The sequence below is a fragment of the Moorena sp. SIO3I6 genome (genome assembly GCF_010672095.1).
The window spans coordinates 1-9,852 of record NZ_JAAHHU010000193.1 but is presented as its reverse complement, the minus strand read 5'-3'; the positions used below and the strand labels follow the sequence as shown (position 1 = coordinate 9,852).

Sequence of the window (9,852 nt, the reverse complement as noted above, 5' to 3'; positions counted from 1 at the left end):
ACGGTCAAATTAAAAAAGTCTACTCAATCAATATAGTCTACTTTAACCTGGGAATGGGAGATGACTATATTTATTCCTATCGGGGAGAGTTCATTGGGGCTAATCTCGGGGATATCCTGCAACCGACAAAAACTCAGGAATTTAAATTTCACATCAATAAAGTAGCAGATATCTTCCCAGAATACTACCTGCTGAAAGTAAGGAATTTTAAGGATTTAGCGAAAAACCCCTTAGATGAATGGATTTATTTTCTGAAAAACAGCGACATCAAAGCGGAATTTTCTGCCAAAGGAATAGCCCAAGCCAAGGAGGCGCTACGAGTTAATAATTTATCAGAACAAGAACGAGTAGCTTATGAGCGTTATATCAACAACAAGCGTGACGAAGCCAGTATCCTGAGTACCCAAGAGCTTGAGACCAAATGGCAAGTGGAACAGGCAGAAATTCGAGGTATTGAACAAGGGATAAAACAAGAAAAAATAGCGATCGCCCGTTCCTGCCGGGAACAAGGTTTAGATGTGGAGACTATTATGAAAATTACCCAACTTTCTCGGGAAGAGATTGAATCAATTAAGAATTAAGAATTAAGAATTAAGAATTGAGAATTGAGAATTGAGAATTAAGAATTGAGAATTTGTAATTCTACATTTTGCCTTCTACATTCTACATTCTACATTCTACATTCTACATTCTACATTCATTCTTCCAGTAAGCCATCACAAAACGCCTTCAGTTCCGAATTAACAGAACTATACCTTAAATCACTACGTAAGTAAGCGCAACCCCTAGCTAAGAGTCCATCCAGGGTGTCCACCCGCCACAGCTTGATGGTATCCTCGTCTATGGTAGCCAGTTGCGACCCATATGGGTGGAACACTAGGCGAGTCCCCTCGAATTGGGCAATTTGCCGACCCCTTAAATCCCACAGGCGCACGGTACGGTCAACTCCAGCGCTAGCCAGCAGCTGACCATCCCGGCTAAATTCCACCTGGTCAACCCAACCTTGATGACCTTTCAATGCCTGGATTTGCCCAGTTTTGACATCCCACAGGCGCACGCTACGGTCAACTCCAGCGCTAGCAAGGAGTTGACCATCCCGGCTCAATGCCACCTGCCTAACCCAACCCTGATGATCTTTCAATGCTTGGACTTGGCCAGTGTTGACTTTCCACAATATCACCATTCCGTCAACTCCAGCGCTAGCGAGGAGTTGACCATCCCAGCTAAATTCCACCTGGTAAACTCTACCCTGATGCCCCTTCAATTCCTGGACTTGGCCAGTGTTGACATTCCACAACCTGACAATTCCGTCAACTCCAGCGCTAGCCAGCAGCTGACCATCCCAGCTCAATGCCACCTGCCAAACCCAACCCTGATGCCCCTTCAATTCATGGAGTTGCCCAGTGTTAAGGTTCCACAATCTCACGCTTCCGTCAAATCCAGCACTAGCCAGCAGCTGACCATCCCGGCTCAATGCCACCTGCCTAACCTTACCCTGATGCCCCTTCAATGGTTGGACTTGCCTAGTTTTGAGATCCCATAACCTCACCATTCCGTCCTCTCCAAGGCTAGCGAGGAGCTGACCATCTCGGCTAAATTCCACCTGCCTAACCTTACCCCGATACCCCTTAAATTGTTGAAATTGTTGGACTTGCCCAGTGTTGAGATACCACAACCTCACCATTCCCTCAACTTCAGCAGTAAGCAGCCGCTGACCATCCCGGCTGAATTGCAACTGCCTAACCCTACCCTGATAATTCCCAAGTCTAGGTTCCTGAATCTGGTCAAGAATTCGTTGTAAAGCCAGTAAAGGATTAGCAGCAGGATAGTCTTTCAAGGGAGTATTTTTCGTGACCATTGCTTTCAATGCTTTCCCGGTCTCCATAGCTGCTAGTAAGGCATCAAACGGGCTATACTGAAATTGGCTAAGATGTTCAACTCCTGCTCGTTCTAGTTTTAGTCCTTCTTGCTTCCCTTGATCTAAAATCCGCTTTTCTTCCTCAACTTTCTTCCGAATCGGACTTACTAAATAATCATGAACCAACTGATAGCCATCTTCCGTTCCTGGTTGAATCTGAAACACTAAACCAGAGCCTACTAGAATCTCCAAAATCAGGCTGAGCTCCTCTGGGGGTAAAGTTAATACACTAGCTAATTCAGTTTCAGTTCTTATGGGTCGAAGCTGCTTGTCATCGGTCAAGAGAAACAACAATTTCCAGGTAGTTTCTCGGTATTTCGGTCCACAATCCGTAACCACAGCCTCCAGATAACGATCAACTAATTTGGCCTTATCGCTCCCTTGCTGATACTGCTTCAAGGTCACAATTGCCTCGGTTTCTAATTGCGCTCCCACCACCTGCAATTCAATCGGACGCACTCCTTCATTTTCTGCTGCTAAATCTTCCACCAATTGCTCAATTAACTCTGGTTCTAAGGAAAATTTAGCCTGATCCGTTAACTGTTTAATCACCGCTGTCGCCTGGCGCTGATCAAAATTACCTAAGTAATAGAGGACATCCTTGCTGAGAATATCATTATTGACGACATCTAAACTAATCAGGCGGTCATTACACTCTAATAAATAATAGATATAATCTTCCCGCAAGGCCAGAATCACCTTCACTGCCTCAAGGTTTAGACAGTCCTTTAAGAATTGATAAAAAACTCGCCGTTGCTGTGGCTGAGGATACTGAAAGAAAAATTCTTCAAACTGGTCGAAAATTAGAACCGTCAGTCGATTAGTGTCAGCCTTGTCTCCCAGCTGGTGGAGAATTTTGTCCAGAATTTCCTTCCCCTCTCCCCCCTGGTCTGTTCTAATTATCGTTTCAGCCAACCTATGCTCCCACCGGTTATAAACGGTCAGCAACACTGGCTCGACATCCCGAGCGGCAATACTGTCTTGCTGTAATCTAGGAATTAAACCAAACTGAAGTAGAAAACTTTTACCCACGCCGGAGGAGCCATAAATTACCGTTAGTTTGTGGTCTTTGCGACCAATACGCTCAACTAAGTCATTAATCGCTTGCTCTCGACCAGAGGCAGCAATTTGATCAGCTACAATCATCGGCTTTTCGTTTACCGTTGCCTGAGTATCCCTGATTCGTTCCTTGAGGGACAATCGACTAGCGCCCACAAATGCCCGAAACCGGAACTGATACTCGATTGATTGCTGATATGCTTTAACTGAGAAGGCTTTTTGATACTCCCCTTGGTCAAAGTAGAGCTGTCGCAATTCTCTGAGAATTTTAATATATTGATAGGGATTCAAGTTAGGATTGGTGTGGTCTTTGGCAAGCTCAAGATGGGCAATTCCATTTTGGGGTTGACCGAGATGCTTGTAGGCTCTGGCTAAGGATAAGCGATACCAACCTTGATGAAGTCCCCACGCCCAGTCCAACTGCTCGAGAGTCAGGTCACCAGGGCGTTGCACAGAATGCTGGGCATCGGTAAGGATGTCCAGTGCTTTAGTGGCCAATTTCTTGACCCGAGGCCATTGGGAGCGAGCAATGGCGACTTGTGCCGCTAGAAAGCCGTAATCATGGGCAAGCCAGACCGGGTTGGGATATTTTTGATGGAGGGTTAAGGCTTTTTTAGCTAACTGATATAACTCATGCCATAGCCCTAGTCTTTGTAGAATTTCCCCCAAGGGATTGATAAACTTAGCTACTAAGTCGAAACGCTTGGCTTGATCAAAGGCTTTATGCGATCGCAAAAAATAGTCTCTAGCCCTTAGGCAATGTTCCTTACCCTGATTCCGGTCTTGATCAGCATAGGTACGCCACCATTGCCCCATATAGAAGAGAACACATCCGTATCGGATTAGATGTTCGGGGTCGGAAGAAGGGTAAACTCCCAGGAGATCTTCCCATAGCTTTAAACTTCGTTGATAATGCTTCTTAGACTGCTTGAGATTATGGGGAATTCCTCGACCTAGGATAAATTCCACACTGGCTTCTAAGTCTGGCGTTAATGCTACCTGCCGATGTTGCAAGTCTTGCCAAGCTTGGCCTAAGTCCGCCACCTGCTGGTTACTGATATTCTGTCCATGGTGAAGACCCCCAGCGGCTCCAGCAGCTAAGACTTGAGCAAACCCAAGATCAGTAACCTGTTGGATAAATTCGATTACGTTAGCGGTAGAGATTTGAAAGTCCAGGGTTGAACCGGTTCCCCAACTGGCCAAATCCCTGGCGGAGCGCAGGAATTGGGAATAGACTCGGTCATCTACCCAAAATAAAACCGGGACATGGAACTGTTTGCGAAACTCTTCCCGGACTCGATTGGCTAATCTCAGCAGTTGCTCAAGGTCTCTGACCACCTCAAAGCCATACACCATAATCCCTTGGGGCGGTTGTTGTCCCAGTTGGGATTGAATCTTGCTGTATATAGTCCTGTAGAGCTGGGTGACCTCGGGAGTTAGCCCAATCGGGAGAATCTCTACCGAACAAACCTCTGCCAGCTGTTGAATCAACTGGTCTCGCCACTGGGTATAATTACAATGGGCAAAGATTAAGGAAAATTCCTGTTCACTGGCTCCCATTTCCATTGCCCAAGCCAGCTGCTTCAATAGCTGTTGATGATTAGCTTGTTGGTGATGATCCTCTGGCTTACTATTAGTCATTGAGTTATGGCAATCGGTGTCATGGTGTTTCCTTCAAGGGACCAATAATTGCTAATATCAATCTCAAAGCGCATTCTTACTAACCCAATTCCCGATTCCCAATTCCCGATTCCCGATTCCCGATTCCCGATTCCCTGTTCCCTGTTCCCTGTTCCCTGTTCCCTCCCTTACAACTTGCCAGTTTCTACCAGAATCGGATTCACTGTAAACCAAGACCCTTGAGTGTCATAGTATTCATACACAAATAGACTACGCACCAGTACTCGATAATGGTCGTCACCACTTACTTCTTGGTTCTGATGCACCTGACGCAATAATTTCCACTCCTCTTCATCAATCGCTAATCGGATTTTATTGCAGCGACTACCAATAACCTGGTCTAACCCTGCCCGGGATAGGGGTAACTTGCCCTCCAGCATAATCCAATCCCGAACCATTGCCAGTAACTCCCGCACATGACCACCACTGCTAGAACAGAGTTTGTCAAGGGTTTCCGGTGCATCAAACACTTCCGCAATCCCCTGCAACCGTTGCGCTGGTGCTAGCTTAGGGAAAGCTCTAGCCATTACCATGGCTCTGAGCTGCGCCATTCCTTCCTGACACTCCTTACCATTCCGTTGCGTCACTGGCACCATGGGCAACACCTTCGGCTCAACCCCGAAACGATTGGTAAGCCGAACGATATCATTACAGAATCGTAGCCCTAGGGGCATGGTATAAATCACATGACAGTTGAGTTGGCGCAACTGTTCTCCCCGGTCCACAAATAAATATTCCGGTTGTGGTCTCCCCCAAGACTTCGGCACAATTTCCACCCGGTCAAGGTTATCCACAATCACCACTAGTCCCCGTTTTCCCTGGTGTTGGAGTTGAGCGATCGCAGGCTCAATCAACTCGGTATTAATTACATCAATAATGGTTTTGGTACGAGGTTCGATATAATCCCGCAACCGATTACGCAAGGTTGGGCTATTTTTAGCTCTCGTGGTAATCTTGGCAATCCCTGCCGATAAGGAATACTCTCCCTGTTTTTCCTTGACCCCAAACTCACCAACCTTGGGAATCTTAACCTCAACCCCAGTTACATCGGAACCCAACAATGTGGTAATTTCCTGTAGGAAAGCTTTAAAGCCTTTTAGTTGTAAGTTAACCTGGCTAGCTTCCAAACTTTCACTGACCTGGCGAGCAATAACCAATAAAATATCCCCCACATCCACATCATTCATCTCCAAGTCTTGATCCGACTCGAAGTAAACCACATGAAAGTTTTCTGCTAGCAACTCAGCCTTGAGTCGAGATAATTCCGTAGACTTCCCACAACCAATATGTCCGGTAAATAATTGACAGGTGGGCTGGTCTTCCGAGAATAGAGTAATTTGCGCTTTCAGTTGCTGAATCAGTGCTCCCCCTCGGACGGAAGAAAAATCGATATAGAGCTTCTGGTCTTCTGCCTGGGTGAGATCGAGGGTTTTGCTTGGGTTAGTGGCTTTGTAAAACTGGGTGAAATTTAGAGTCATCCGGTGTAGGGTGTGGGGTGTGGGGTGTGGGGTGTGGGGTGTCAGATCATCAAGGGTTCAAGACTGTATATGTATCATAAGTAATGCTGCGATTTCTAATTCGTTTTTGGGTACACTAATAGGTAATTTTTGTCTATAGTAATCCATTGCACTAAGGGTAGGCTAATTTAAGCAAGTGCGATCGCATCAGCCTCTGAACCTGGTGATTGAGCCTCTGAGCCTGATCAGCCAAAGTGATCCCACTAGCTTAATGACTTGGAGGATAAAATTTATGGCAAGCCTTAATCTCAAAGAAGAAGCACGTAGATTAATTGATAAATTACCAGAAGATTTTAGCTGGGCAGACCTAATACAGGAAATTCACCTCCGCCAAGATGTTAAAACTCAACCGGCTGACAGTAGAGAAGCTCGAAAGATACCTGTAGTAACAGCTATCTTCGATGGTGAGGTTTTACGCTTAGACAGATTAGACAGAACTGTTAATCTCGAACCGGGCAAGCGCTATGCGATTGCTATTGAGACAGAAGTGAAAACAGTTACTAGCCAAAATGCCTGGGATGTGTTAGAAGAATTTGCTGGAACAGTTGAAGCACCATCAGACTGGGCTATTGAACATGACCATTATTTGTATGGTACGCCTAAGTCTAATCTTGAGGATGAGCTATGACTGGGGAGCGGTTGTTCTTGGACACGGCTTTTATCCAAGCTTTGTTAAATAAACGCGACCAATACCATCACAAAGCACTGGAACTACTGCCTAGAGTAAAAAATGCTAAGGAGGTATGGGTTACTGAAGCCGTGCTAACAGAAGTTGGTAATGCTTTGAGTGCGGTTAATCGCGTGATAGCAGTTCAGTTTATTCAACAGTGTTACCAGACAGAAAATATGTATGTTGTTAGTGTAGATACACCACTTTTACAACGTGCCTTGCAACTATATTATGCTCGTTCCGATAAAACTTGGGGTCTAACTGACTGTATTTCCTTTGCTGTTATGAAAGAACAAGGTTTAACAGATGCTTTAACTACAGATAAGCACTTTGTCCAAGCTGGTTATCGAGCTTTGATGCTTGATAAATAAAAAACTATAGCACTAAGGGTAGGCTAATTTAGGCAAGTGCGATCGCATCAGCCTCTGAACCTGGTGATTGAGCCTCTGAATCTCGTGAACGAGTCTCTGAATCTCGTGAACGAGTCTCTGAACCTAATCAGCCACTTGTGTAAAGTAATCTATAGCCTTTCTCATCCTGATCAGGTATATTTAATTTTCTTACTCCTATTCCCTGTTACCTGCTGCCTACTCCCTACTCCCTGCTCCCTGCTCCCTGTTCCCTCTCCCCAGTCTTATGCACAATTTCATTCCTCCAGAACGCTTTTTCCCTTATCTGACCTGGACTGATATCGAACAGATGCCAGACAAAGAAAATGTTGTGATTATTCAGCCGGTCGCTTCCATTGAGCAGCATGGCCCCCATTTACCCCTGATTGTAGATGCGGCGATTGGGGTGGGAGTCTTGGGCAAAGCCTTAGGCTGCTTAGACCGAGAAATCCCGGCTTATGCTTTGCCTCCCCTTTATTACGGTAAATCCAATGAGCATTGGCATTTTCCTGGCACTATTACCCTTAGTGCTCAAACCTTGCTAGCGGTGCTGATGGAAATGGCTGATAGTATCTATCGGTGTGGGTTTCGGAAGTTAGTACTGATGAATTCCCATGGCGGACAACCCCAAGTGATGGAAATTGCAGCACGGGATATTCACCAGAAGCATGAAGACTTTATGGTCTTCCCCTTGTTTACCTGGGGCGTGCCTAACATGGCCAAGGAATTAGCCACCCAGAAAGAATTAGAATTAGGGATTCATGGGGGGGATTTAGAAACTAGTCTCATGCTCTGTCTACTCCCCGGTCAAGTGAAAATGGATCGGGCAGTAAAGGAATATCCCCAGGGATTGCCCGAGGATAGTCTATTGAGTATGGAAGGACAATTGTCCTTTGCTTGGCTGACCAAGGGGTTGACTCAGAGTGGAGTACTCGGGGATGCCACAGCAGCAACTGAGGAAAAAGGCGATCGCTTATTAGCCTCTCTTTGTGATGGTTGGGTAAACGTGATTCGGGATATCTATCGGTTTCAGCAGCCTGATGTAACGAAGAGGTGATGGCTGGCGGGAATCGGGAATCGGGAATCGGGGAGTGTGGGGAGAGGGGGAGGTGTGGGAGGTGTGGGAATAGGCAAGAGGCAAGAGGCAAGATGCCATGGTGCGCCCTTGTCCCATAGTCCTGCATCGCTTTTATGATACTGTTTTCGTCAATTTTTATGCCCTGAGCGGGAGTTTACTGTTGCGAAGTTGTCCACAACTCCAGGCTGATCAATGCGGATGGCGAGACTCGAACTCGCATGGCTTTCGCCACACGCCCCTCAAGCGTGCGTGTCTACCATTCCACCACATCCGCTAATAACTCATTTCGTAGGATAACATACAACAGTACTGAGCTGCAAAGCCTAGCTCAAAAAATGCTGTCAAAATTGAAGGGAGTAGGGAGTAGGGAGTAGGGAGTAGGGTAAGAGTTTGTTTAGTCTGGGTCTCGGAGGTGGGTAGGGGGGGAATGGGGAAAAATCCTGTCTACCTCACTCGTGATGACAATTGCGATAGTTTATAAACTATGTTCCTCCCCACACTTCCCACACTTCCCACACTTCCCACCCTCCCCACACCTCCCCATCAATCTTAGTTTTAAATCTCAAATAAAAACCCTATATAGCCAAGCTATTCTATGAAATTTTCAAAGATCTTAATTGCCAATCGTGGGGAAATTGCCTTACGGATTATCCGAACCTGTGAGGAGATGGGGATTCCCACCGTTGCAGTTCACTCCACCATTGACCAACACGCTCTTAATGTCCAACTCGCAGATGAAGCGGTTTGTATCGGGGACCCCCCCAGCAACAAAAGTTATTTAAATATACCTAATATTATTGCTGCAGCCCTCACTCGCAACGCCACTGCCATTCATCCAGGCTATGGTTTCCTATCAGAAAATGCCCGTTTTGCTGAAATCTGTGCTGATCATCAGATTTCTTTCATCGGCCCTACCCCAGAAGCGATCCGAGCCATGGGGGATAAATCTACGGCCAAAGAAACCATGCAACGAGCTGGTGTGCCCACAGTGCCCGGAAGTGATGGATTAGTCAGCTCTGAGCTTGAAGCTCATGCGATCGCATGTCAAATTGGCTATCCTGTCATGATTAAAGCCACTGCTGGTGGTGGAGGAAGGGGTATGCGCCTGGTACAGGATGACAGCCAATTGATTAAACTCTTCCAAGCCGCTCAAGGAGAAGCCCAAGCTGCCTTTGGTAATGGCGGGGTATATATTGAAAAATTTATTCAACGCCCTCGCCATATCGAGATTCAAATTTTAGCTGATAGTCACGGCAACGTAATCCACTTGGGTGAGCGAGACTGCTCGATCCAACGCCGTCACCAAAAGCTACTGGAAGAAGCCCCTAGCCCAGTGCTTGACCCAGAATTGCGGGAAAAGATGGGTAATGCTGCGGTAATGGCCGCTAAGTCCATCAATTACGTTGGAGTTGGCACAGTAGAGTTTCTCTTAGATGCCTCTGGTGAGTTCTACTTTATGGAAATGAACACCCGAATTCAGGTAGAACACCCAGTCACCGAGATGATCACCGGTCTAGACTTGATCGCCGAACAAATTAAAA

8 protein-coding genes, 1 tRNA gene and 1 pseudogene are annotated in these 9,852 nt (G+C 46.3%); 7 read left to right on the top strand and 3 right to left on the bottom strand.

Annotated elements, in window-relative coordinates:
• Window positions 1-581 (top strand): annotated as a pseudogene (locus tag F6K49_RS30640) (hypothetical protein); the annotation flags it as partial.
• Window positions 582-697: 116 nt separating this feature from the next.
• Here the strand turns inward: F6K49_RS30640 and F6K49_RS30635 are convergent.
• The gene (locus F6K49_RS30635) at window positions 698-4,618 is read right to left on the bottom strand and encodes a WD40 repeat domain-containing protein (protein WP_293019437.1); all 3,921 of its coding nucleotides are present in this window, start codon (window positions 4,616-4,618) and stop codon (window positions 698-700) included.
• 48 nt (window positions 4,619-4,666) lie between these two features.
• Here F6K49_RS30635 and F6K49_RS30630 point away from each other — a divergent pair, with 48 nt between their 5' ends.
• Window positions 4,667-4,840 carry a hypothetical protein gene (locus tag F6K49_RS30630; protein WP_293102687.1) on the top strand — a complete coding sequence of 58 codons (174 nt, stop codon included), beginning with the start codon at window positions 4,667-4,669 and terminating at the stop codon, window positions 4,838-4,840.
• Here F6K49_RS30630 and F6K49_RS30625 read toward each other — a convergent pair.
• Window positions 4,786-6,135 (bottom strand): ATP-binding protein, encoded by a 1,350-nt coding sequence (locus tag F6K49_RS30625; RefSeq protein WP_293019440.1) that lies wholly within the window; start codon window positions 6,133-6,135, stop codon window positions 4,786-4,788. The genes F6K49_RS30630 and F6K49_RS30625 overlap by 55 nt on opposite strands.
• Window positions 6,136-6,310: 175 nt before the next feature.
• Here F6K49_RS30625 and F6K49_RS30620 point away from each other — a divergent pair, with 175 nt between their 5' ends.
• Genes F6K49_RS30620 through F6K49_RS30605 form a run of 4 tightly spaced genes read left to right on the top strand, consistent with a single transcriptional unit; the run spans window position 6,311 to window position 8,290 of the window.
• Window positions 6,311-6,802 (top strand): hypothetical protein, encoded by a 492-nt coding sequence (locus F6K49_RS30620; RefSeq protein ID WP_293102683.1) that lies wholly within the window; start codon window positions 6,311-6,313, stop codon window positions 6,800-6,802.
• The gene (locus tag F6K49_RS30615; RefSeq protein WP_293019444.1) at window positions 6,799-7,215 is read left to right on the top strand and encodes a PIN domain-containing protein; all 417 of its coding nucleotides are present in this window, start codon (window positions 6,799-6,801) and stop codon (window positions 7,213-7,215) included. The genes F6K49_RS30620 and F6K49_RS30615 overlap by 4 nt, the downstream gene beginning before the upstream one ends.
• A 36-nt stretch (window positions 7,216-7,251) precedes the next feature.
• Window positions 7,252-7,533, top strand: a complete 282-nt coding sequence (locus F6K49_RS30610) for a hypothetical protein (RefSeq protein WP_143727928.1) — start codon at window positions 7,252-7,254, stop codon at window positions 7,531-7,533.
• Window positions 7,481-8,290 (top strand): creatininase family protein, encoded by an 810-nt coding sequence (locus F6K49_RS30605; protein WP_293019445.1) that lies wholly within the window; start codon window positions 7,481-7,483, stop codon window positions 8,288-8,290. Before F6K49_RS30610 ends, F6K49_RS30605 begins: the two co-directional genes overlap by 53 nt.
• Window positions 8,291-8,504: 214 nt before the next feature.
• Here F6K49_RS30605 and F6K49_RS30600 read toward each other — a convergent pair.
• A tRNA-Leu gene (locus tag F6K49_RS30600) sits at window positions 8,505-8,585 on the bottom strand.
• Between the two features lie 321 nt (window positions 8,586-8,906).
• Between F6K49_RS30600 and F6K49_RS30595 the strand changes: the two genes are divergently transcribed.
• Window positions 8,907-9,852 (top strand): biotin carboxylase N-terminal domain-containing protein (locus F6K49_RS30595; RefSeq protein WP_293102680.1); only part of this gene is annotated, 946 nt, incomplete at its 3' end.

What these genes read in the sequence shown, in the direction of transcription:
- F6K49_RS30635 (WP_293019437.1), bottom strand. Translation starts at nt 4,618, where the DNA reads ATGACTAATAGTAAGCCAGAGGATCATCACCAACAAGCTAATCATCAA.
- F6K49_RS30625 (WP_293019440.1), bottom strand. Translation starts at nt 6,135, where the DNA reads ATGACTCTAAATTTCACCCAGTTTTACAAAGCCACTAACCCAAGCAAA.
- F6K49_RS30615 (WP_293019444.1), top strand. Translation starts at nt 6,799, where the DNA reads ATGACTGGGGAGCGGTTGTTCTTGGACACGGCTTTTATCCAAGCTTTG.
- F6K49_RS30605 (WP_293019445.1), top strand. Translation starts at nt 7,481, where the DNA reads ATGCACAATTTCATTCCTCCAGAACGCTTTTTCCCTTATCTGACCTGG.